The organism is Salipiger sp. PrR002, assembly GCF_010500775.1.
Taxonomy (GTDB): Bacteria; Pseudomonadota; Alphaproteobacteria; order Rhodobacterales; family Rhodobacteraceae; genus Salipiger.
Genome location: NZ_JAAGOU010000008.1, coordinates 98179 through 121321 on the forward strand (window position 1 = coordinate 98179; position 23143 = coordinate 121321).

Here is a 23143-nt window from a genome sequence, read left to right on the forward strand (position 1 = left end):
CCGGTGCCGCGGCTTGGCTACTCGCCGAACTGCGCGCAAATCCAGTCGAACACCTCGCGCACCTCGCCGGAGGGCGCGCGCGACAGCATCCTCACCATATAGCCGCGCGGGCTCTGCAACTCGACCGGCAGGGCCGGGACCAGCGTGCCGGCCTCGATCCGGCTGTCGGTGAGGCCGCGCCATCCCAGCGCGATGCCGAGGCCGCGTTCAGCCGATTGGATGACGTGATCGTAGCTGTTGAAGCTGATGCGTTCGCCGCGTGTCTGCGCGCCGCCGGGGTCAAGCTGCGAGAGCCAACTGCTCCACGTAAACCACGGCGCGTTGGCTGCGGCGGTCAGCTCGATCAGCGGCAGCGCCCGCAGCTGGTCGGGGCGCGCGAGATCGGGGTGCTGCTCCAGAAAGGCGGGGCTGCAGACCGCCTGCACCCGCTCGGGAAAGAGGCAGCGCAGGGCCTCGGTGTCTTGCTGCCGGGTCTCCATCCGCACCATCAGATCGACCTCGGGGCCGGGGGCGCTGTCGGGCAGCTGCCGGGTCAGCAGCGAGATCCCGAGATCGGGAAAGGCGGCGCAGAGCGAAGGGAACACCGGCAGAAAGCGCAGCCCTGCGAAGGCCAGATCGGTCTCGATCACCACGGTGCGGCGGCGCGCCGGGCGTTGCAGCCGAGCAAAGGCGGCGGCCGCCTCGCCAAGATGCGGCGCGATGGCGTCATGCATGTCCTGCCCGGCGCGGGTCAGGCTGACGCCGCGCCGCTCGCGGTGCAGCAGCGGTTGGCCCAAGGACTCCTCAAGCGCCTTCATGCGCTGGCTGAGCCGCGGCTGCGACAGCCCGGCAAGCTCTGCTGCGCGCGACAGCTGCCCAGTTTGCGCAACCAGAAGGAAGAGGCAGAGGTCGGCGCTGTAGCGGCTGAATGTGCTATAAGGATTACCAATATCTGACATAAGCAGATTTCGCGGTTCATCGGGCCAAAAGTCAACTACTGTCACGGAAACTTATATCACGACACCAAAGGCAATCGCGTCACGACCCTGGCCCATGCGGGACCGGGGGCGATCTGTGGCGATGACGGACCCGCCGGTCTGATCTCTTGCCGGGTGTCGCCGCGTGACACGGAAAGGACTGCGCCCCGAATGAGCACTCAAGGCCGCCCCAATATCCTGATCTTCATGGTCGACCAGCTGAACGGCACCTTCTTTCCCGACGGTCCCGCCGATTGGCTGCACGCCCCGAACCTCAAGGCGCTGGCCGCGCGCTCGACCCGGTTTCGCAATGCCTATACCGCCTCGCCGCTCTGCGCGCCGGGACGGGCGAGCTATATGTCCGGCCAGTTGCCCTCGCGCACCGGGGTCTATGACAATGCCGCCGAGTTCGCCTCGTCGATCCCCACCTACGCGCACCATCTGCGCCGCGCGGGCTATCAGACCTGCCTGTCAGGCAAGATGCACTTTGTGGGGCCCGACCAGTTGCACGGTTTCGAAGAGCGGCTGACCACCGACATTTACCCGCCCGATTTCGGCTGGACGCCGGACTACCGCAAGCCGGGCGAGCGCATCGACTGGTGGTATCACAACATGGGCTCGGTCACCGGCTCGGGCGTCGCCGAGATCTCCAACCAGATGGAGTATGACGACGAGGTCGCCTATAACGCCACGCGCAAGGTTTACGACCTTGGCCGCGGCAAGGATGACCGCCCGTGGTGTCTGACGGTGAGCTTCACCCACCCGCATGATCCCTATGTGGCGCGGCGCAAATATTGGGATCTCTACGAGGACTGCGAGCACCTCATGCCCGAGGTCGGGCCGATCGCCTATGAGGATCACGACCCGCATTCCAAGCGCATCTTCGACGCCAACGACTGGCGCAGCTTTAACATCACCGAAGAGGATGTGCGTCGCTCGCGCCGGGCGTATTTCGCCAATATCTCCTATCTCGACGACAAGATCGGCGAGGTCATGGAGGCGCTGCGCGGCACCCGGCAGGAAGACAACACGATCATCCTGCTGGTCTCGGACCACGGCGACATGCTGGGCAACCGTGGACTGTGGTTCAAGATGTCGTTCTTCGAGGGCTCGGCGCGGGTGCCGATGATGATCGCCGCGCCGCAGATGATGCCGGGGCGGGTCGACACGCCGGTCAGCAATATCGACGTTTGCCCGACGCTCTGCGATCTGGCCGGGGTGCCGATGGACGAGATCGCCCCGTGGACCGATGGTGAAAGCCTTGTGCCGCTGGGGCAGGGACGGGCGCGCGAGACGCCGGTGGCGATGGAATATGCCGCCGAGGCCTCTTACGCGCCACTGGTCTGCCTGCGCGAAGGGCGCTGGAAATACACCCGCTGCGCGCTCGACCCCGATCAGCTGTTCGACCTCGAGGCCGACCCGAATGAGCTGACCAATCTCGCGGGCGATCCCGCGCACGCCGAGACGCTGGCGCATTTCAGCGCCATGGCCGATGCGCGCTGGGATCTCGACTGTTTCGACGCAGAGGTGCGCAAAAGTCAGGCGCAACGCTGGATCGTCTACGAGGCGCTGCGCAACGGGTCTTATTTCCCTTGGGATTTCCAGCCGCTGCAGAAGGCGTCGGAGCGCTACATGCGCAACCACATGGACCTCAACGTGGTGGAGGAAAACGCGCGTTTCCCGCGCGGCGAATAAGCCGCGGCGAACAAACCGGCGCGCGGCCCTCCCGCGCGCCCAACCCGGACGTTCAAAGGGCGCCACGACCGGGAGACATCAAAGCCCGCACAACAGGGACACATGCCGATGGCAAAGATTGAACCTCCCCTTTCTGACCTGCCGATCAAGACCGCCGACAAAGGCTTTTACAACGGCTTCTCGCTCGATGTGACCGTGACTTCCAAGCTCGCCGTGGGCGGGCTGGTGCTCTGGGCCGTCGCCTTCCCCGATCAGGCCGGAAACGTGCTTGGCGGGCTCAACACCTTCATCCTCGCCAACTTCGCCACGTGGTACATCTATGTGATGGCCTTCTTCGTGATCGTCTGCCTCGCGCTGGCGGCATGGCCGGCGGCGGGCAAGCTGAAGCTGGGCCATGACGACGAGACACCGGAGTTCGACAACTTCTCGTGGTTCTCGATGATGTTCGGCGCGGGCATCGGCGTCGGCATGCTGACATGGGCGGTGGCCGAGCCGATCTACCACTTCCGCAACAACCCCGAGGTGATCCAAGGGCTGGCCGAGGGCGAGAGCATGAACAACTTCATGAACGCCTATAAGTACAGCTATCTGCACTGGGGTTTCTCGGCGTGGTCCTCCTATGCCATCGCCGGGCTGGCGCTGGGGTATTTCACCTATCGCCGCGGGCTGCCGCTGACCATCCGCTCGTCGCTGACGCCGCTCTTCGGCAAGGCGCTCTCCGGCCCGCTCGGCCACCTCGTCGACATCGTGGCGGTGATCGCCACCATCCTCGGCGTGGCGCAGACGCTTGGCTTTGGCGTCGAGCAGTTCGTCGCGGGGATGAGCAAGATCGGCATTGGTGACTGGCTGGTGACCGAAGAGGGCAACGCCTCTCCGGCGGGCATCGTCGTGGCACTGGTGGTGATCATGGGGGCCTCGACGCTCTCGGCGCTGTCGGGCGTGGGCAAGGGCATCAAATGGCTGTCGAACCTCAACATGGCGCTGTCGATCTTCCTGCTCGCCTTCCTGATGATCTTCGGCTCCACGTGGTTCGGCCTGCAGGCGCTGTTCATGGGCATGGTCGATTACCTCATCGCGCTGCCGAAGATGCTGTTCACCGTCTACCGCCCCGATGGCACCGAGACCGGTGACGCGCTCTCGGGCTGGCAGGGCGCCTGGACGGTGTTCTACTGGGCATGGTGGGTGGCCTTCGCGCCTTTCGTGGGTCTGTTCCTCGCCCGCATCTCGCGCGGCCGCACCATCCGCGAGTTCGTGCTGGGTGCGATGATCGTGCCGTCGATCATGTGCTTCGTCTGGTTCTCCTTCGCGGGCGGCACGGCGATCGACATGGAGCTTTCGGGCCTCGCGGATGGCGCGATCTTCGCCTCCACCGATGGCGGCAAGATCTTCACCATGACCGGCATCATGCTGGGCGATGTGCTGGGCTGGGGCATGGCGGTGATCATCGTGATCCTGCTGATGACCTATCTCGTCACCTCGGCGGACTCGGCGGTGCTGATCGTCAACACGATCAACGCAGCGGGCGACGAAGGTCCGAAGGCGCGGCCCCACATCATCTTCTGGGGCGTCACGCTGGGGGTCGTTGTCGGGGCGCTGCTGCTGGTCGGCGGGCTGACCGCGATCCAGACCGCCATGGTCATCGGCGCGCTGCCCTTCTCGGTGGTGATGCTGCTGATGTGTTTTGGCCTCTTCAAGGCGATCTACCGCGACGGGCTGCGCGCCCGCCACGGGGTGCCTTCGGTCACTGTTGAACTGCCGCCCGCGGAGTGATCCAGAGCGGCACGATGGGGAGCCGGCCGGTGCAGCGATGCGCCGGCCGGTTTCCTTTTGCGCGCGTTGGCTTTGTCTGAATGTCCGCAAAATGGGGCTAACGAGCGTACTTTGACCGGATTGTTTCTCTCTGCGCGGGCTGTTCGGTAAAATGCGGCGAAAGTTTGACTTGCCCTCCGCCGATGCTAGCCTGACCCTAAGGCAGTCCGGATTTTCCGTGTGTGAGGAAGAAGATGCGAGTTCTCAAGCTTTGTGCCGCACTGGCGGCAGTGACGATTTCGGCGGGCGCGGTTATGGCCGGCAGCCAGGGCTATCCGGGCGATATGTACCTTCCCGGTCAGGCGGGCTTTGCCGTCGGCGGCAGCGACCAGCCGCTCCTCCAAGCCTATCCCGGCCCCAATATGTGCACCCAAGGCAAGCAGCCGGTGATCGCGGGCGGGCAGATCTGGTGCGACGTGCCCACCGGTGGCACCTATTACAACCCGGCCAATTATGTGGCGCCGCGCGCCGCTGCGGTGCCCCTGCCGCGCGCCTATGCACCGGTCGGCGAGAAGGGCGTCGCCTACCAATAAGAGGCGGCACCTGGGAGGGCCGCAGATAGAGCCACAGATAGGACCCCTGGAGAGGCCCTTAGTGACTTGGCTTTTTCCGGCGAGCCGCGTATACGCGCGGCTTGAACCAATTCCGGGAACCATCGCCATGCAGGGCAGTGCCAACCTCAACATCATGATCAAGGCCGCGCGCAAGGCGGGCCGCTCGCTGGTCAAGGACTTTCGCGAGGTCGAAAACCTTCAGGTCTCGATGAAAGGGGCGGGCGATTTCGTGTCCCGCGCCGACATCGCCGCCGAGAAGATTCTCAAGGAAGAGCTTCTGGGCGCGCGCCCGACCTACGGCTGGCTGGGTGAAGAGGGCGGCGGTCAGGACGGCGAGGATCCGACCCGGCGCTGGATCGTCGATCCGCTGGATGGCACCACCAACTTCCTGCACGGGCTGCCGCATTGGGCGATCTCCATCGCGCTCGAGCACAAGGGCAAGATCGTCGCGGGTGTGGTCTTTGACCCGGCTAAGGACGAGATGTTCTACGCCGAGAAAGGCGCTGGCGCATGGCTCAACGACTCGCGCCGCCTGCGGGTCTCGGGCCGTCACCGGATGATCGAGGCGATCTTCGCCACCGGCGTGCCCTTCGCCGCCAAGAAGACCCTGCCCGCCACGCTGAAGGACTTTGCCCGCCTGATGCCCGAATGCGCCGGTGTACGGCGTTGGGGCTCGGCGGCGCTCGATCTGGCCTATGTGGCCGCGGGCCGCTACGACGGCTACTGGGAGCGCGAGCTGAACATCTGGGACATCGCCGCGGGCTCGCTCATCGCGCTTGAAGCCGGGGCGATGGTCGAGGGCGTGCGCGAAGATCAGGACCCGCTGGAAACCGGCTCGATCCTCTGCGCCAGCAACAACATCTTCGATCCCTTTGCCAAGGTGATCCGCGAGATCTGACGCCGCGCCGCGTATTTATCGGAACAATGAAAGGGGAGCCGCGCGGCTTCCCTTTTTCTTTGCGCTTCTTCTCTTTCCAAATACGCCCGCCGGAGGCGGTCCGGCGTCGGCCGCCCGCTCAGCGGTCGGACGGATGGTTGACCCCATCGGTCCAGGGGATCTCGTATTGCGATGGGTTCACGCCGTCGATTGCGCCCATATTGACCCCATACTCATTGGGGTTCGAGCGGCGGCGGTGATACATGTAGATGCCGCAGACCGAGCAGAAATAGTGTTGCGCGGTGTTGGTGCCGAATTGGTAGAGCGTCAGCCTGTCCGCGCCTTTCACCACCTCGACGCCATCCAGCGGGGCCGAGACCGCGGGCGCGCCGCGGCGGCGGCAGAAGGAGCAGTCGCAGCGGCGGGCGGTGCTCAGCCCATCGACCAGCGTCACCGACAGCTCGCAGGCGCCGCAGTGGCAGGTGAGCTTCACGGGGCCGCCTTTGAATGCGGGATCGTTCAGTGACGTGACCATGGGCCCTTCCTTCCGCTTCCATTGTTCCGGCGCCCGGCGCGCGGGACATGCGTCCGGCTCATAACATAGCGTGCCTCGGGGTGGGGAGGGGTGCCGTGGGTGCGGCTCCAGAAGGCCGGGCCGCCGCGCGCCAGCCAGACCGGCGCGATCATCGCGATACCCGCGAGGAAACCGCCCACATGCGCCCAATAGGCGACGCCGCCCTCGGCCCCGGCGCTGCCGATGCCGCTGAAGATCTGCATGCCGAACCACACCGCCAGCAGCAGCCACGCGGGCACGGGCAGCACCTTGAAGATGATGATCAGGATGATGAGGATATCGACCCGCGCCTTGGGGAACATCAGCAGATAGGCGCCCATCACCCCGGCGATGGCGCCCGAGGCGCCGACGGTGGGCACGGTCGAGGTCGGATCGGCGACGAATTGCAGCAGCGCCGCCGCCACGCCCGCCGCGAGATAGAACAGCAGATAGCGCACATGCCCCAGCGCGTCCTCGATATTGTCGCCGAAGATGAAAAGGAACAGCATGTTGCCCAGCAGGTGCATCACCCCGCCATGCAGGAACATCGACGTGAGGATGCCGCTGTAGCCGTAGCCTTCGGCAATATGCGCCGGGAACAGCGCCCAGCGGTCGAAGAAGGCGTTGAGCGCGCGTGGATCGCCGAAGAGCCCCCAATAGCTGAGAAAGATCGCCACATTGGCGAGGATCAGCCCGTAGGTGACATAGGGCGTGCGGCCCGAGGGGTTGTGATCGCGGATCGGAAACATCGCGCAAAGAGTGACGCGGCGGCGGGCGGCGTCAAGGGCGGATCTCAAGGGCGGATCGTCGCTGGCACCGGAGTGCGTGGGAAAAGGGCCGCCCCGAAGGCCGGCCCGTTGCTTTTACATATTGCCGCCGAGCAGCGCGGCATTGCCTCCCGAGGCGGTGGTGTCGATGCAGACGTGACGCTCGGCGCGGGCGTGGCCCTTGTCGGGGGCGCCGGTGATCAGCGTCAGGATCGGCCCTTCGCGTCCGGCAAGCGCCTGCCGGTAGGCGCTGGCCGCACCGGCATCGCCCCACCAGAGCGCCGCAGAGATGCCGCTCAGCGAGGCCAGCGTCTCGGGCGCGACCTTGCCGTGCGCGGTGATCGCCACACCGCCAAGCGCGCGGATCGCTTCGGCCTGCGCCTCGGCGGCCTCCTGACCGGGGCCCATGCAGAGCACCGGCTCGCGCGCCAGCGTCATGTACTGGTTCGCCTCACCGGTGGGGCCGGGCAGGTCGCGGCGCTCGGGCTGGGGGGCGCAGCCGGCGGTGTTCAGCGCCTCCTCCAGCCGGGCGGCAACCTCATCAGTGCTCCAAGTGCCGCCCGCCATGGGCGCGGGATGGGCGCGGAAGCGGTCGACATAGAGCGGCCCGCCCGCCTTTGGCCCGGTGCCCGAGAGCCCCTCGCCGCCGAAGGGCTGGCTGCCGACGATGGCGCCGATCTGGTTGCGGTTGACGTAGATATTGCCCGCGTGCACGCGCTCGGTGACATGCTGCACCCGGTCGTCGATCCGCGTCTGCAGCCCGAAGGTGAGGCCGTAGCCACGCGCGTTGATCGCGTCGATCACCTTGTCGAGCTCTTCGGAACGGAACGTGGCGACATGCAGCACCGGGCCGAAGATCTCACGCTCCAGATCGTCGATGCCCTTTACCTTGATGAGCGTCGGCGGCACGAAATACCCGGTTCCGGGCACGCTGATCTGTTTGATCAGGCGACCATCTGCCCGGGCGGCCTGCACATGAGCGTCGATGCCGTCCTGCGCCTCGGCGTCGATCACCGGGCCGAGGTCGGTCGAGAGGTGCCACGGGTCCGCCGGGTTGAGCGCGTCCATGGCGCCCTTCAGCATCTCGATGAAATGCGGCGCGATGTCTTCCTGCACATAGAGGCAGCGCAGCGCCGAGCAGCGTTGGCCCGCCGACTGGAAGGCCGACTCGACGATCGCCTGCACGGCCTGCTCGGGCAGGGCGGTGCTGTCGACGATCATCGCATTGAGCCCGCCGGTCTCGGCGATGAAGGGCGTGCCGGGGGCGAGATGCTTGGCGATGGATTTGTGGATGATCTGCGCGGTCTCGGTGGAGCCGGTGAAGGCGACGCCGTTCACCGCCGGGTTCGAGGTGAGCGCCGCGCCCACGTCACCGGCACCGGGCAGCAGTTGCAGCGCGCTTTTCGGCACCCCGGCCTCGTGCAGAAGCTGGATGGCGCGATAGGCGATGAGCGGCGTCTGCTCGGCGGGTTTGGCAAGCACGGCGTTGCCCGCCGCAAGCGCGGCGCTGAGCTGGCCGGTGAAGATCGCCAGCGGGAAGTTCCACGGGCTGATGCAGGCAAAGACGCCTTGCGGCGCGGCGCCTTCGGTGCGGGCCGCGTAGTAGCGCAGGAAGTCCACCGCCTCGCGCAGTTCGGCGACTGCATCAAGCTGGGTCTTGCCTGCCTCGCGGGCGAGCACGGCGAAGAACTCGCCGAAGTTGGCTTCATAGAGATCGGCGGCCTTGTTCAGCACCGCGGCGCGCTCGATGGGCGAGGCGCTCCACGGCTGCGCGGCGGTCGCAGCGGCGGCGACGGTCTCGGGGGTGGCCCATGTGATCTCGCCGGTCTTTTGCAGGGTGGCGGGGTTCAGCACGTCTTCGGTGGCGCCCACGGGCGCATCACAGGCGAGCAGCGGGCCGGCCTGCCAGAAATGGCCTGCGAAGGGCGCGCGCGCCGCCTCGATACGGGCGATGGTCGGGCGGTCGGTGAGATCGAAGCCTTCGGAGTTGGCGCGCTCGGGCTGGAACAGCTCGGGACCGCGGGCGAGGGTGCGATCGTCCTTGGCGGCGAAAGGATCGGCGGCCACGGTCTCGGGCGCGACGCTCTCGTCGACGATCTGGTTCACGAAGGAACTGTTGGCGCCATTCTCCAGCAGGCGGCGGACGAGGTAGGCCAGCAGGTCGCGGTGCGCGCCGACGGGCGCGTAGATGCGGCAGCGGGTCTTTTCCTTGTCGTGGACGATCTCGTGCAGCCGCTCGCCCATGCCGTGCAGGCGCTGGAATTCAAAGCTGTCGCGGTCATCGCCAGCCATGTGCAGGATCGCCGCCACCGTGTGGGCGTTGTGTCCGGCGAACTGCGGGTAAATGCGGTCGGTCATGCGCAGCAGCTTGCGGGCGTTGGCGATGTAGGAAATGTCGGTGTTGTGCTTGGCGGTGAACACCGGGAAATCGGTCAGGCCCATGACCTGCGCGCGCTTGATCTCCATGTCCCAATAGGCGCCTTTCACGAGGCGGACCATGATCTTGCGGTCAAGCCGCTGGGCGGTGGCATAGAGCCAGTCGAGGGTCTGGCTGGCGCGCTTGCCGTAGGCCTGCACCACCACGCCGAAACCGTCCCAGCCGTCGAGGCTATGGGAGGCCAGCGCCGCCTCGATCACGTCGAGCGAGATGGCGAGGCGGTCGGCCTCTTCGGCGTCGATGTTGAGGCCGATCTTCGACTGGGCGGCCATTTCGCACAGTTCCACCAGACGCGGCACCAGCACGCGCATCACGTCGTCATGCTTGGCCTCTTCATAGCGCGGGTAGAGCGCCGAGAGCTTGACCGAGATGCCGGGGTTGTCGCGCAGATCGTCCTTCTTGGCGGCTTTGCCGATGGCGCGGATCGCGTCGGCGTAGGCGGTGAAATAGCGCAGCGCGTCGGGCTCGGTGCGCGCGGCTTCGCCCAGCATGTCGTAGCTGTAGGTATAGCCCTTGGCCTCCTGCTGCGCGCCGCGCTTCATCGCGCCCTGAATGGTTTCGCCCAGCACGAATTGCGCGCCCATTTCCTTCATCGCGCGGCCCACGGCCTTGCGGATCACCGGCTCGCCCAGACGGCGCACGGCCGAGCGCAGGTGGCCGACGGGGCCGGGGCGCTGGTTCGGATCGAGCACCTTGCCGGTGAGCAGCAGTGCCCAGGTCGAGGCATTGACCAGCGGAGAGGTCGAGCGGCCCATGTGCTTGCCCCAGTCCGAAGGGGCGATCTTGTCCTCGATCAGCGCGTCGATGGTCTCGGCATCGGGCACGCGCAGCAGCGCTTCGGCAAGGCACATCAGCGCGATGCCTTCGTCGGTCGAAAGCCCGTATTCGGCGAGGAAGACCTCCATCAGCCCCGGCTTGGCGCTGCCACGGATGGCGCGCACGAGGTCAGCGCCGCGGGCGCCGATCTTGGCGCGGTCGGCTTCGCTCAGCGCGGCAAGCTCGCGCAGGCGGGCAATGGTCAGAGCCTCATCGGCATAGGCGGCGGCATCCATTTCGGCGCGCAGGTCGTGCAGGGTGTCGTAGGGCATGGTTCTCTCCGGGCGTTTGCTCTAAGATACAGCAGGTCTGGCAGGCGAATTTCCTTAAAAGGGTATTTCTAGGGGGCGAGTGATCCGAAAATGATGGAAGTCACGATGCAAAACGTCACGGACGAATTCGATAGGTTCGACCGGGCGATTCTCACCACGCTGGCCGAGGAGGGGCGGCTGTCGATCACCGAACTGGCGCGGCGCATCGGACTGTCGAAAAGCCCGACGCAGGCGCGTCTCCGGCGGCTTGAGGACCTTGGCGTGATCCGTGGGTATCGCGCTATTCTCGACCCGATCCAACTTGGGCTTGATCATGTGGCCTTCGTCGAAGTGCGCATGTCCGACACGCGCGAAAGCTCCCTCGACGCATTCAACGCGGCGGTGGCGGCGATTCCCGAGATCGAGCAGGTCCATCTGATTGCAGGAAATTTTGACTATCTTCTCAAGGTCCGCACCTCGGATATGCGCAGCTACCGGCGGGTTCTGGCCGAAAAGCTTTCGACCCTGCCGCATGTCTCGACCACATCGACCTATGTTGCGATGCAAGCGGTCAAAGAAGACGGGCTGGCCGAAATCTCTGGCTGAGCGGCGGCCCATAGCGGCAAAGGAGGACGTCCGATGCGAGGTTTGACGATCATGGCGCTGTGCCTTGTGGCGGGGCCGCTGGCGGCGCAGGAGCTTCCGGTGCATGTGGACCTGTCCTGCGACGAAGGGGCGGCGTCGCTGACCCTGCAGGGCGAAAGCGGCACGCTGCACTTTAGTGGCGCGGAAATGCCCATGGCGCGGGTGCAGGCGGCCTCTGGCGTGAAGTTGGAGTCGATCGACGACCCGGAAACCTTCGTCTGGACCAAGGGCGAGGACGCGATGATGCGCATCGTCGGGCAGGACATGAGCAATTGCACGGTCGCCGCGACATCGGAGGTGACCGGCACCCCTTGGACCTTGGCCACGCTTGATGGCGCGCCGGTCACCGATCCGGCGCCCGAAATCAGCTTTGGCGAGGATGGCACCCTGAGCGGCAGTGCCGGGTGCAACACGTTCACCGGCACTTGGGCGACGGAAGAAGGCATGCTGGAGATCGGCCCACTTGCCACCACGCGGAAGGCCTGCGAGCCCGGCGTGATGGCGCAGGAAGATGCGTTTCTGGCGTTCATGGGCGCGCTGTCCGACCTGCGCTTCGGCCCGGAAGGAGAGCTTCAGCTGATTGCCGATGACGTCACGAGAGCGACCGCGACGCGCTGATCTGCTGCGTCGCGCCCTCTGGCCAAGCGTGCCGAAATCCGGCACAGAGGGCGCGGGCCCGCGTGGTGGAATGGTAGACACAGGGGACTTAAAATCCCTAGCCTTTATGGCGTGCCGGTTCGAGTCCGGCCGCGGGTACCACTGATCACTCCCAAAGCATTGTTTTGCATCGGCTTTTGTCCATAGGCAGCCGAGGCGTTGCGCATTTTGGCGCGCACATCCGGACCTTTGACCTTATATCAGCGCGGCAGCGCCTAGTTTGCTCGCCAGGGTGCGTCTGGACCTTTGCGCCACGATCCGCCCGAGAGTTCCCCTTCTCTGGGGTCGTGCCAGCGCGCCGCTTGCTCTGCCAGAGCCTTCACTCTCGGCATTCTCCACGCCGGTCCGAAAAAGCTAACGACAGGCGCGCGAATCTGCCTATCGTGAGGCAATTGATTAATTTTCATGGAGTTGGCGGTGGAGTCACAAGCGATCCACCCATTGGCTCCGGAGCACATTCCAGGATATGTGGCCGGCGCGGATGGCAGTGATGTATTGTTCACGGCGATGGCGATCTTCGGGATCGTGCTGATCATCGGCCTTGGTGTTCTTTATCTGACGCTCCATTCGATCCCCGAGCGCATGGCGCATAAGTCGAGCCATCCGCAGTTGCAGATCGTCGGTATTCTCGCCCTGCTGGCGCTGTTCACCCACAACAACCTGTTCTGGGTCGCGGCGGTTCTGGTGGCGGGCTTTCAGTTTCCGGACATGCTCTCGCCGCTGCAGTCCATCGCCCGCTCCTTGGCAAAGCTGGCCGGGCGCCCCATCGACGAGAATGTCCCAGAGGGCGACGCCCCCCAGCCGGCCTTCCGCCACCATGACGGGGAGGGCTGAGCATGCTTGAAGCCATCCTTTGCTCGCTGGTCTCGCTCGTCCCGGACTACCTCTATCGCCGATACGCGCAGGGCAAACGCTTTGGGCACGAACTGACGCTGTTTTCGGTCTGGTACGAGCTGCGCTGGGGTCTGACGCTGTGGATTTTCCTCACCGTCTCGCTGATCACCGTGCTGTTCTACTATCACCCCGCCAGCATCTCGGTGTCGTCCTACTTCCGCACGGTGACGATCCTGCCGCAGGTGAGCGGGCGGGTGTCGGAGATTTACGTCGAGAACAATCAAAGGGTGTCGGCGGGCGATCCGCTGGTGCGGCTCGACGGGCTGTCGCAGCAGGCGCAGGTGGATGCGGCGCAGGCGCTGCTGGCCGAGACCGAGGCTTCGGCGAAGCTGGCGCAGACCGATCTGGCGCAGGCCGACGCGGGCATCGCGCAGGCGCGCGCGGCCTTGGTTCAGGCGCAGGAAGAATTGGCGCGCAATGAGCAGTTGCGCGATCAGGGCTCCAGCGCGGTGCGGCTGGTCGAGATCGAGCGCTACGAGAATATCGTCGATCAGCGCGAGGCGCAGCTGCGGGCGGCCGAACTGCAGAAGGAAAGCGCGCAGCAGCAGATCGACGAGGTGCTGCCCGCCAAGCTCGAAAGCGCGCGGGCGCAACTGGCGCTGGCCAAGGCTGAGTTTGACAAAACGCTGATCTCTGCCGGGGTCGACGGGCGGATCGAGCAACTGGCGCTGCAGGTCGGGGATTTCATCAGCCCGCTGGCGCGGCCCGCGGGGATCTTCGTGCCGACGGGGGCGGGGGCGGAGCGCTTCCAAGGGGCGTTCAACCAGATCGCCGCACAGGTGATCCATCCCGGCATGATCGGGGAGATGGGCTGCATGAGCAAACCGCTCGACATCATTCCGCTGGTGGTGACCGAGGTGCAGGACGTGATCCCCTCGGGCCAGTTGCGTCCCTCGGATCGGCTTGTCGATCCGCAGGACGACGTGCGACCGGGCAGCGTGCTGGTTTATCTCGAGCCGCTTTATTCCGATCAGCCCACCAATGTGCCACCGGGCAGCAGCTGCACCGTGATGCTCTATACCGACAACCACCACCGGCTCGAACATGAGGAGATGAGCACCGGCAAGCGCATTTTCCTGCATGTGGTGGACACGATTGGCGTCGTGCATGCGGCGGGGCTGCGGCTGCGGATGCTGTTCCTGCCGGTGCAGACGCTGGTATTCTCGGGCGGCCACTGAGGCCACTGGAGCCAGCGCGCGGTCAGGTCAGGGCAGTTCAGGGCAGGGCGGGGGCCTCGGTCTTCGCCTGCGGCAGACTCTCGAGATGCGTCAGCACCTCGGCGAGCGGCATCACATCGGCATAGCGCCTGCCCATGTCGCCAAGGTTGGCGGCATGGGTCTGCGCGTCGTGGTCGCCGCTGCACTCTTCGGGCAGGATCACCCGGAACCCATGCGAAAAGGCGTCGATCACCGAGGCTCGGATGCAGCCCGAGGTCGCGCAGCCGGTGACGATCACCGTGTCGACGCCCTCTTGCGTAAAGAAACTCGACACGCCGGTCTGGAAGAAGATCGAGGGCGCACGCTTGATCACCAGCGTGTCATAGGCCGGATCGTGGATGCGCGGGTCTAGATCGCACCCCGGTGTGCCGAGGATCCAGTTCTCGACATCGGCGATCTTCCAGCGCAGCGCGTCGCGGGCAGAACTGTAGCCGGTCACGCAGCTTGCCACCGGCAGCCCGGCCGCGCGGGCCGGGGCCAGCAGTCGCGCCGTGGCCTCCACCGCCGCGTCGATGCGGGCACCGCCGCCCATCGGGAAGCTGGGGTCGGTGAGGCTGCGCTGGAAGTCCACCACGACGATGCCGCAGCGCCGACCAAAGCCGATCTTCGTGCTGTCGAAGCCCAGAGAGGCGTAGCGGCTGTACGTGTCCATGGCGTGGGTCTCCTGCAAAAGTCCGTACAAATTGAGCGGCGCGACGGGACAGTGTCAACGGACACGCGCGGGGTGGTCGCTGCGTGGCGTCGCGGCGGGACCGTCTTGCTCAAGTCACGGGCAGGCGGGCTGTCGCGCGCCCAAAGAGCTAGTCGCTCAGGTGATGGCTTTTGCCATGAGGTATGCGCTTGGTGCATATCCGGGCTGCAGGGCGGATCTCGGTCTGGAAGGGCGGAGCCAGACTTGCATAGATGGTGGGTAAGGCGCCCCGGCGCTGCGGCACGGGCGTGCGCCCCTTGCGGCGCGGCGGGTGGGGCGCGCAGCGGAGGAATACAGATGAACACCCACGCCCGGATCGCCTTTCCCGATCTTCGCGCCAAGACCATGAGCGCCGAGGATGCCGCGGCGCTGATCCACGACGGTATGACCGTCGGCATGAGCGGCTTCACCGGCTCGGGCTATCCCAAGTCCGTACCCACGGCGCTGGCCGCGCGGATCGATGCTGCCCATGCCGCCGGGAACCCATTCCGCGTGAAGGTCTGGACCGGCGCGTCGACCGGCCCCGAACTCGACGGTGCGTTGGCCCGTGCCCATGGCATCGAGTTTCGCATGCCCTACAACTCGGACCCGATCGCCCGCGAGCAGATCAACTCGGGCGAAATGAACTATGTGGACATGCACCTCAGTCAGGTGGCGCCGGTGGTCTGGGAAGGGTTCCTTGGCAAACTCGACGTTGCGGTGGTCGAGATCTCGGGCATCACCGCCGATGGTGATCTGATCCCCTCCAGCTCGATCGGCAACAACAAGACGTGGCTCGATCAGGCCGAGAAGGTGATCCTCGAGGTGAACCGCTGGCAGAGCGACGCGCTCAATGGGATGCACGACATCTACTATGGCACCGCTCTGCCGCCGAACCGTGTGCCGATCCCGCTGGTGCGGCCCGACGACCGCATCGGCCAGCGCCATTTCCGCATCGACCCCGCGAAGGTGGTCGCTGTGGTCGAGACCGAGGCGCCGGACCGCAACCTGCCCTTCGCCGAGCCCGACGCGGTGGCCACAGCCATTGCCGGGCACCTGCTGGATTTCCTTGCTCATGAGGTGGCGCATGGCCGCCTGCCTGCGAACCTGTTGCCGCTGCAGTCGGGGGTGGGCAATGTCACCAACGCGGTGCTTTCGGGGCTGATGGACTCGCCCTACCACGATCTGACCGCCTACACCGAAGTGGTGCAGGACGGGATGCTCGACCTGTTGGATGCGGGCAAGCTGCGCATGGCCTCGGCCACGGCCTTCTCGCTCAGCCCCGATGCGGCGGAACGCTTCAACAACGACGCGATGCGCTACCGTGACAAGCTGATCCTGCGTCCGCAGGAGATCTCGAACCATCCCGAACTGGTGCGCCGCCTTGGCTGCATCGCGATGAACGGGCTGATCGAGGCCGACATCTATGGCAACGTCAACTCGACGCATGTCATGGGCTCGCGCATCCAGAATGGCATCGGTGGTTCGGGGGATTTTGCCCGCAACGCCTATCTGTCGATCTTCATGACGCCTTCGACGGCGAAGGGCGGCAAGATCTCTGCCATCGTGCCGCAGGTGGCGCATGTGGACCATATCTCGCAGGATGTGCAGGTGATCGTCACAGAGCATGGTCTGGCCGATCTGCGCGGACTGGCGCCGCGCCAGCGCGCCGGGGTGATCATCGACCGCTGCGCCCATCCCGACTACAAGCCGATGCTGCGCGACTACTATGCGCGGGCGCTGCAGGGCTCCTTTGGCAAGCACGCACCGACGCTGTTGAACGAGTCGCTGAGCTGGCATCAGCGGTTCGTCGAGACGGGATCGATGAAGTAGCGCTGGCGCTGGCCTGGCGGCTTTGCCTTGAGTCCGGGCCGTTGGCTCTCAATGAAATGAAAAAAGCCCGGCCAATGGCCGGGCTTTTGCATCTTGAGAGGGCAGGGCCTCAGATGTTCTCGGCCTGCGGCATGCCAAGGATATGGAAGCCGCCGTCCACATGCAGGATCTCGCCCGTGGTGCAGGCGCCCGCGTCGGAGACCAGATAGACCGCCGTGCCGCCCACCGCCTCAAGCGTCGCGTTGGAGCGCAGCGGGGTGTTCTGCTCGGTGAACTTATAGGTCTTGCGCGCGCCGCCGATGGCCGCGCCTGCGAGGGTCTTCATCGGGCCGGGGGAGATCGCGTTCACGCGGATGCCCTCGGGGCCGAGGTCGTTCGCCAGATAACGGGTCGCCGATTCCAGCGCCGCCTTGGCCACGCCCATGACGTTGTAGTTCGGCACGACCTTGATCGAACCGTCGTAGGTGAGCGTCAGCAGCGTGCCGCCGTTCTCGACCATCAGCGGATGCGCGCGGCGCGCCACTTCGATGAACGAGTAGCAGGAGATATCCATCGAGTTCTTGAAGTTCGAGCGGCTGGTGTTGAGGAAACGGCCGGTCAGCTCGGATTTGTCCGAGAACGCGATGGCGTGGACCACGAAGTCGATGGTCGGCCAGCGCGCGCCAAGCTGTTCGAAGGCGGCGTCGAGCGAAGCGTCGTCGGTGACGTCCACATCGACCATGAAATCCGACCCGACGCTCTGCGCCAGCGGTTCCAGCCGCTTGCCGAAAGCCTCGCCCTGATAGGTGAAGGCAAGCTCCGCCCCCGCCTCGTGCAGCGCCTTGGCGATGCCCCACGCGATGGAGCGGTCGTTCGCCACCCCCATGATCAGCCCGCGCTTGCCCTTGAGAAGCTCGCCCATGTCCGTCTCTCGCCTGTTATTCTTGATATTTGCTCAGCAGCATCGACCCGTTGGTGCCGCCGAAGCCGAAGGAGTTGGTCATCACCGTATCGAGACCTGCGTTCTCGACGAGGCTGGTGGCAATCTCTGCGGGTTTCAGCGCCGGGTCCAGCGTCTCGACGTTGATCGAAGGGGCGATGAAGTCGTTCTGCAACATCAGCAGACAATAGATCGCCTCTTGCGCGCCGGTGGCACCCTGGCTGTGACCGGTCATCGACTTGGTCGAGGAGACCAGCGGCGTGCTGCCATCGCCGAAGACGCGGCGCACCGCCTCGATCTCGCCCACATCGCCGACCGGGGTCGAGGTGCCATGCGCGTTGATGTAGCCGACCTTGCGGTGTTCGGGCAGGGTCTGCAGCGCAAGGCGCATGGCGCGCTCGCCGCCCTCGCCCGAGGGGGCGACCATGTCATGGCCGTCGGAGGTGGCGGCATAGCCGGTCACTTCCGCGTAAATCTTGGCGCCGCGTGCCTTGGCGTGCTCCAGTTCTTCGAGCACCACGATGCCGCCGCCCGCCGAGATGACGAAACCGTCGCGGCCCGCGTCGAAGGCGCGCGAGGCCTTCTCGGGGGTGTCGTTGTACTTCGAGCTCATCGCGCCCATGGCGTCGAAGAGGCACGACAGGGTCCAGTCGAGCTCTTCCCCGCCGCCGGCGAACATCACGTCCTGCTTGCCCATCATTATCTGCTCGGCGGCGTTGCCGATGCAGTGCAGCGAGGTCGAGCATGCCGAGGTGATCGAGTAGTTGATGCCCTTGATCTTGAACGCGGTCGACAGGTTCGCCGAGATCGTCGAGCACATCGCTTTGGGCACCGCGAAGGGGCCGACGCGTTTGGTGCCGCCGGTCTTCAGAACGGTCTGATGCGCGGTCAGCAGCGCCGAGGTCGACGGGCCGCCCGACCCGGCGACAAGGCCGGTGCGCGGGTTGACCACATCCGACTCCTCAAGCCCCGCATCGGCGATCGCCTGCGTCATGGCGATGTGGGCATAGGCCGCACCCGGACCCATGAAGCGCAGGGTGCGCTTGTCCACGTGCTCTGCCACATCCAGATCGACGGCACCGGCGATCTGGCTGCGGAACCCGTGCTCTTGCATCTGCGCGTTGGCGGTGATGCCGGAGCGGCCCGCCTTCAGCGAGGCGAGAACTTCTTCGGCGTTGTTGCCGATGGACGATACGATGCCCAGTCCGGTGACGACGACTCGACGCATGGGAACCCTCCCTCTCAGCTCTCGGAGAGAGCGACTTTCATGTCTTTGACTTGGTAGATGACTTCGCCATCTGCCTCGACGATGCCGTCAGCAACGCCCATGGTCAGGCGGCGGGTCTGCACGGCCTTGGTGAAATCGACCTTGTAGGTCAGCATCTTGCGATCCGGGCGCACCATGCCGGTCAGCTTCACCTCACCCACGCCAAGCGCGTAGCCGCGGCCCAGCCAGCCGCGCCAGCCGAGGTTGAAGCCGGTCAGCTGCCACAGGCCGTCGAGGCCGAGGCAGCCGGGCATGATCGGGTTGCCGGGGAAATGGCAGTCGAAGAACCACAGGTCCGGGGTGATGTCGAATTCCGCCACCACGTGGCCCTTGCCATGCAGGCCACCGTCGCCGGAGATCTCGGTGATGCGGTCCATCATCAGCATGGGCGGCGCCGGAAGCTGGGCATTGCCCTCTCCGAAGAGCTCGCCGCGCGCGCATTTCAGAAGATCTTCCTTGCCGAAGCTGGTCGGATAGTCGGCCATGCAGGCGCGCCCCTTTGTCCTTTGTGTCAAGTTGCGCCCCCTCTATCACCGCGAAACCGCGCCATGCAAGCCTGCGCATCGCCGGGTCACGTTGCGGCCCGCGCACTTGGCACGTTGGTTTTCCGTTTGAAATAGGGGGGGCTGGTCCTCTATATATGGCAGGTACAGACAGCCAAGCGGACCAACGAATGACTTCCGAAGCCATCCAGAGAGGCAGTGACTGGTTGAACCAGGCAGGGCTCCGGCCCACGCGGCAGCGCGTTGCGCTGGCGGCGCTTCTCGTCGGCGACGGCAATGATCGGCACGTCACCGCAGAGAGCCTCTTCGCCGCGGCGCAGTCGCAGGGCGAGAGCGTGTCGCTCGCCACGGTCTACAACACGCTGCGCGCCTTTTGCGAAGCCGGGCTGATTCAGGAAGTCACGGTCGATGGCAACCGCAGCTATTTCGACACCAACACCCATGACCACCCGCATTTCTTCTGGGAAGGCGAGGGCCATCTGACCGACGCGCCGTCGGAGGAACTGGTGATCGCGAAGCTGCCGCAGGCGCCGGAAGGTGCCGAGATCGCCTCGGTCGACGTGGTGATCCGCCTGCGCAAGAAGTGAGCGCGGCATCAGTTAGGAAGCAGGGGCTCCGCCCCTCTTGGCCTGCGGCCAATTCACCCCAGAGTTTTTAGTCGGCGTACTTTTAAAGAGAAGAAGCGGGTGGGGGCTGAGGGGAACCTCGCGCGCGGCATGGGCGTTTTTCGGGCAACCGAGAAAGGAGGCCCACCATGAGCCGCAAGCTGACGCTGCAATCCATCGAGTCGCTGACCCACGACGTGCACCACTTGGTGTTCGACAAGCCGGAGGGGCTGGAGTTCACCCCCGGACAGGCCATCGACATGGCGCTCGACCGTGACGGCTGGCGCGAAGAGAAGCGCCCCTTCACCTTCACCTCGCTGCCCGGCGAAGGCACGCTTGAGTTCGTCATCAAATCCTATCCCGAAAGCGCCGATGGCCATGACGGGGTGACCGAGCGCATCGGCAAGATGCAACCCGGCGATACGGTGCTGGTCGAGGAACCTTGGGGTGCGATCGAAGGCAAAGGGGATGGCGTCTTCATCGCGGGCGGTGCCGGGGTCACGCCCTTCATTGCCATCCTGCGCAAGAAGCTGGCCGAGAATGGCACGCTTGCGGGCAACACGCTGGTGTTTTCCAACAAGACCGAGGCCGACATCATCCTGCGCGAGAGCTTCGAGCAGATGGCCGGGCTCGACACCCGCTTTATCGTCACCGACGAAGAGCAGAGCCCGCTGCACCGCGAAAAGATCGACGCGGAGTTGCTTGCGGGCGTGGTCTCTGCCGATCGCGACGTCTGTTACGTCTGCGGGCCGGACCCGATGCTGGATGACATGGCCGCGGCGCTGAAGTCGATCGGCGTGTCCGAAGACCGGATCGTCATGGAAGAGTTCGACTGACGCTCAGAACCACTGTCCCGGCTCCATCAGCCCCAGATCCAGAAGCTGCCGCGAGTGCCATTCGAAACGCGCCGAATTGTGCCAGCGGAAGCTCGCGATGTCGTGGCTGGAGCCGGGATTGCGTTTCAGCGCCTTGGCGGTGCGGAATGAGGCCAGCGCAGCGGTCAGGTTGTTGTGCCACGGACAGGCGTAGGTGTTGTATTCCTCATCCGAGAAGGTGTGATCCTCGCGCAGCACCAGCCCGCGCTTGGCGCGGAAGAGGGCGATCCGGTCGATCTTGCGCCGCTCGGGCGGCACATGCTCCTCGTAGCGCCAGCGCAGCCCGCCGAAGAAATCCAGCTGCCGCTCCTTGGGCGCTGCGCTGCGGGGCGCATCGCTGCGCGCCAGCGCGTAATAGCCCGAGCGGTCCAGCCACGCGTCGTCGAGCGATACCGCGTCCGGTGCCAGCTTCAGGTCTCCGGCGTAAAGATCGACCACATAGGTGAGCATGGCATCGCGCCGCTCTTCGGTGTGGAAGGCGAGCATCTCGCTGATGCTGCGCGTCTCGCAGAACGGGTAGAACAGAAACTCGGCGTTGTAGCAGTAGTGCATCCAGCGCCCCGGCGCGGCGGCGGCGACGCGGCTCACGGCGCGCTGCACAGCCCCGGGGTGATGCGGCTCGAAATCAATGCGTGCGGTGCGTTCGGCGACATCCGGCGACAGCGTCAGATGCGGCGGCATGAACAGCAGCACCGGAGAAAAGCCAAGCTGCATCAGGTGGCGCGCGGTGGTGTTCACCTCGGTCTGATCCTCGCAGAAGATCATCCCCAGCGGGCGCTTGCCCGACCCGGTCACGCGCTGTTTCAGCGCCTCATTCAACCCGCTATACTGCATCCGCTCTTTGCCCGGCGTTTTTCGCGACAGTCGGGGAAAAGCGGATGCATTGCAAGTCGGGGCCTGTTTGCGGTATGCGCACGCCTTGAACCGCGGAACCGGAGTCTCCCTCATGTCCCAGCCCAAGAAGCTCTACATCAAGACCTATGGCTGTCAGATGAACGTCTACGACAGCGAGCGCATGGTCGAAGCGCTTGGCGGTCAGGGCTATGTGGAGACGCAGAGCCCCGATGACGCGGATATGATCCTGCTCAACACCTGCCACATCCGCGAAAAGGCCGCCGAGAAGGTCTATTCGGAGCTGGGCCGCTACAAGGGGCTGAAGGCCGAGAAGCCTGACCTGAAGATCGGCGTTGCGGGCTGCGTGGCGCAGGCCGAGGGCGAGGAGATCATCCGCCGCCAGCCCATGGTCGATCTTGTGGTCGGCCCGCAGAGCTATCACCGCCTGCCGGAGATGGAAGCCAAGGCCGGGGCAGGGGTGAAGGCGCTCGACACCGATTTCCCCGAGGAAGACAAATTCGAGAAGCTGAAGTCGCGCCCCAAGGCCAAGCGTGGCCCGACCGCGTTTCTGACGGTGCAGGAAGGCTGCGACAAGTTCTGCGCCTTCTGCGTCGTGCCCTACACCCGCGGTGCCGAGGTGTCGCGCCCCGCCGAGCGGGTAATGGCCGAGGCGCGCGATCTGGTCGAGCGCGGCGTGCGCGAGATCACCCTGCTGGGGCAGAACGTCAACGCCTACCACGGTCACGACAAGGGGCTGGCCGGGATCATCCGCGATCTGGCAACGATCGACGGGCTCGAGCGCATCCGCTTCACCACCTCGCATCCCAACGACATGGACGATGACCTGATCGCTGCCCATGGCGAGGTCGAAAAGCTGATGCCCTATCTGCACCTGCCGGTGCAGGCGGGTTCGGACAAGATCCTCAAGCGGATGAACCGCCAGCACACCGCCGAGAGCTATCTCAAGCTTATCGAGCGGCTGCGCGCCGCGCGCCCGGATTTGCACATGTCGGGCGATTTCATCGTCGGCTTCCCGGAAGAAACCGAGGCGGATTTTCAGGCCACGCTCGATCTGGTCGAGGCGGTGCAATACGGTTCGGCCTTCTCGTTTAAATATTCCGAGCGTCCCGGCACGCCGGCAGCCGAGCGCCCGCAGGTGCCCGAGGATGAAAAGGACGACCGCCTGCAGCGCCTGCAGGCTCTGCTCACCAAACAGCAGCGCGCGCTGCAGGATGCGATGGTCGGACGCGAGGTCGGTGTGCTTTTTGAAAAGCCGGGCCGCCTGCCGGGGCAGATGGGCGGCAAGTCCGACTACCTGCATGCGGTGCATGTGATGGGCGAGGGGCTGCAGCCGGGCGATCTGCGCCGGGTGCGCATCGTCGAGTCTGGCCCCAACTCGCTGAAGGGCGAATTGCTGTAAGCATCGCCCGCCCCCTCCGGCGCGGAAAATGCGGCGTATTTTTGTCACAGGGCCGGGTTATCTGGTCTGACTGACCCCAGATCCGCGAC

General features: G+C 65.4%; 21 protein-coding genes and 1 tRNA gene. 13 read left to right on the forward strand and 9 right to left on the reverse strand.

Going from position 1 to position 23143, the window contains the following annotated elements:
- Positions 1 to 17: 17 nt before the first annotated feature.
- Positions 18 to 938 (reverse strand): LysR family transcriptional regulator, encoded by a 921-nt coding sequence (locus G0A00_RS10555; RefSeq protein WP_164181058.1) that lies wholly within the window; start codon positions 936 to 938, stop codon positions 18 to 20.
- Positions 939 to 1127: 189 nt separating this feature from the next.
- On the opposite strand from G0A00_RS10555, the gene betC reads away from it, so the two are divergent.
- From betC to G0A00_RS10575, 4 genes are all read left to right on the forward strand, one after another.
- The gene (betC, locus tag G0A00_RS10560) at positions 1128 to 2651 is read left to right on the forward strand and encodes a choline-sulfatase (protein WP_164181056.1); all 1524 of its coding nucleotides are present in this window, start codon (positions 1128 to 1130) and stop codon (positions 2649 to 2651) included.
- Between the two features lie 102 nt (positions 2652 to 2753).
- On the forward strand, positions 2754 to 4421 hold the full coding sequence (locus tag G0A00_RS10565) for a BCCT family transporter (protein ID WP_164181054.1): 1668 nt from the start codon (positions 2754 to 2756) through the stop codon (positions 4419 to 4421).
- A 233-nt stretch (positions 4422 to 4654) separates the two neighbouring features.
- A complete protein-coding gene (locus tag G0A00_RS10570; RefSeq protein WP_164181052.1) occupies positions 4655 to 4993 on the forward strand; it encodes a hypothetical protein in 339 nt (112 codons plus the stop codon).
- A 127-nt stretch (positions 4994 to 5120) separates the two neighbouring features.
- Entirely contained in the window at positions 5121 to 5912 is a 792-nt protein-coding gene (locus tag G0A00_RS10575; RefSeq protein ID WP_164181050.1) for an inositol monophosphatase family protein, read from the forward strand.
- Between the two features lie 118 nt (positions 5913 to 6030).
- Here G0A00_RS10575 and G0A00_RS10580 read toward each other — a convergent pair whose 3' ends face one another.
- The 3 genes from G0A00_RS10580 to putA all read right to left on the reverse strand — a co-directional run bounded on the left by G0A00_RS10580 (position 6031) and on the right by putA (position 10736).
- Positions 6031 to 6426, reverse strand: a complete 396-nt coding sequence (locus G0A00_RS10580) for a GFA family protein (protein ID WP_164181048.1) — start codon at positions 6424 to 6426, stop codon at positions 6031 to 6033.
- The gene (locus G0A00_RS10585) at positions 6411 to 7193 is read right to left on the reverse strand and encodes a rhomboid family intramembrane serine protease (protein ID WP_164181206.1); all 783 of its coding nucleotides are present in this window, start codon (positions 7191 to 7193) and stop codon (positions 6411 to 6413) included. Before G0A00_RS10585 ends, G0A00_RS10580 begins: the two co-directional genes overlap by 16 nt.
- 114 nt (positions 7194 to 7307) lie before the next feature.
- On the reverse strand, positions 7308 to 10736 hold the full coding sequence (gene putA / locus G0A00_RS10590; RefSeq protein WP_164181046.1) for a bifunctional proline dehydrogenase/L-glutamate gamma-semialdehyde dehydrogenase PutA: 3429 nt from the start codon (positions 10734 to 10736) through the stop codon (positions 7308 to 7310).
- A 105-nt stretch (positions 10737 to 10841) separates the two neighbouring features.
- Between putA and G0A00_RS10595 the strand changes: the two genes are divergently transcribed.
- The 5 genes from G0A00_RS10595 (at position 10842) to G0A00_RS10615 (ending at position 14089) form a co-directional block, all read left to right on the forward strand.
- On the forward strand, positions 10842 to 11321 hold the full coding sequence (locus G0A00_RS10595) for an Lrp/AsnC family transcriptional regulator (protein ID WP_066106673.1): 480 nt from the start codon (positions 10842 to 10844) through the stop codon (positions 11319 to 11321).
- A gap of 33 nt (positions 11322 to 11354) precedes the next feature.
- Complete coding sequence (locus tag G0A00_RS10600; protein ID WP_164181044.1) at positions 11355 to 11978, forward strand: META domain-containing protein; 624 nt, start codon at positions 11355 to 11357, stop codon at positions 11976 to 11978.
- Between the two features lie 56 nt (positions 11979 to 12034).
- A tRNA-Leu gene (locus G0A00_RS10605) sits at positions 12035 to 12119 on the forward strand.
- Between the two features lie 393 nt (positions 12120 to 12512).
- Positions 12513 to 12851 (forward strand): hypothetical protein, encoded by a 339-nt coding sequence (locus G0A00_RS10610; RefSeq protein WP_368667688.1) that lies wholly within the window; start codon positions 12513 to 12515, stop codon positions 12849 to 12851.
- A gap of 2 nt (positions 12852 to 12853) precedes the next feature.
- Complete coding sequence (locus tag G0A00_RS10615) at positions 12854 to 14089, forward strand: HlyD family secretion protein (RefSeq protein WP_164181040.1); 1236 nt, start codon at positions 12854 to 12856, stop codon at positions 14087 to 14089.
- A 37-nt stretch (positions 14090 to 14126) separates the two neighbouring features.
- Here G0A00_RS10615 and G0A00_RS10620 read toward each other — a convergent pair whose 3' ends face one another.
- The gene (locus G0A00_RS10620; RefSeq protein WP_164181038.1) at positions 14127 to 14780 is read right to left on the reverse strand and encodes an isochorismatase family protein; all 654 of its coding nucleotides are present in this window, start codon (positions 14778 to 14780) and stop codon (positions 14127 to 14129) included.
- A 336-nt stretch (positions 14781 to 15116) separates the two neighbouring features.
- Between G0A00_RS10620 and G0A00_RS10625 the strand changes: the two genes are divergently transcribed.
- On the forward strand, positions 15117 to 16631 hold the full coding sequence (locus tag G0A00_RS10625) for an acetyl-CoA hydrolase/transferase family protein (protein WP_164181036.1): 1515 nt from the start codon (positions 15117 to 15119) through the stop codon (positions 16629 to 16631).
- Between the two features lie 109 nt (positions 16632 to 16740).
- On the opposite strand, the gene G0A00_RS10630 is transcribed toward G0A00_RS10625, so the two are convergent.
- Genes G0A00_RS10630 through fabA form a run of 3 tightly spaced genes read right to left on the reverse strand, consistent with a single transcriptional unit; the run spans position 16741 to position 19302 of the window.
- Entirely contained in the window at positions 16741 to 17532 is a 792-nt protein-coding gene (locus G0A00_RS10630; RefSeq protein ID WP_066102044.1) for an enoyl-ACP reductase, read from the reverse strand.
- 16 nt (positions 17533 to 17548) lie between these two features.
- On the reverse strand, positions 17549 to 18778 hold the full coding sequence (gene fabB / locus G0A00_RS10635) for a beta-ketoacyl-ACP synthase I (protein WP_164181034.1): 1230 nt from the start codon (positions 18776 to 18778) through the stop codon (positions 17549 to 17551).
- A gap of 14 nt (positions 18779 to 18792) precedes the next feature.
- Positions 18793 to 19302: a bifunctional 3-hydroxydecanoyl-ACP dehydratase/trans-2-decenoyl-ACP isomerase gene (gene fabA, locus G0A00_RS10640; RefSeq protein ID WP_066102038.1), complete on the reverse strand. Its 510-nt coding sequence runs from the start codon at positions 19300 to 19302 to the stop codon at positions 18793 to 18795.
- A 188-nt stretch (positions 19303 to 19490) separates the two neighbouring features.
- Between fabA and irrA the strand changes: the two genes are divergently transcribed.
- Together irrA and G0A00_RS10650 are read left to right on the forward strand one after the other, a co-directional pair.
- Positions 19491 to 19907, forward strand: a complete 417-nt coding sequence (irrA, locus tag G0A00_RS10645) for an iron response transcriptional regulator IrrA (RefSeq protein ID WP_164181033.1) — start codon at positions 19491 to 19493, stop codon at positions 19905 to 19907.
- 167 nt (positions 19908 to 20074) lie between these two features.
- Positions 20075 to 20761, forward strand: a complete 687-nt coding sequence (locus G0A00_RS10650) for an FAD-binding oxidoreductase (protein WP_164181030.1) — start codon at positions 20075 to 20077, stop codon at positions 20759 to 20761.
- Between the two features lie 3 nt (positions 20762 to 20764).
- Here G0A00_RS10650 and G0A00_RS10655 read toward each other — a convergent pair whose 3' ends face one another.
- Positions 20765 to 21634, reverse strand: coding sequence for a hypothetical protein (locus G0A00_RS10655; RefSeq protein ID WP_164181028.1), 870 nt, complete (start codon positions 21632 to 21634; stop codon positions 20765 to 20767).
- A 112-nt stretch (positions 21635 to 21746) separates the two neighbouring features.
- Between G0A00_RS10655 and miaB the strand changes: the two genes are divergently transcribed.
- Positions 21747 to 23054, forward strand: a complete 1308-nt coding sequence (gene miaB, locus G0A00_RS10660; protein ID WP_164181026.1) for a tRNA (N6-isopentenyl adenosine(37)-C2)-methylthiotransferase MiaB — start codon at positions 21747 to 21749, stop codon at positions 23052 to 23054.
- Positions 23055 to 23143: the final 89 nt, after the last annotated feature.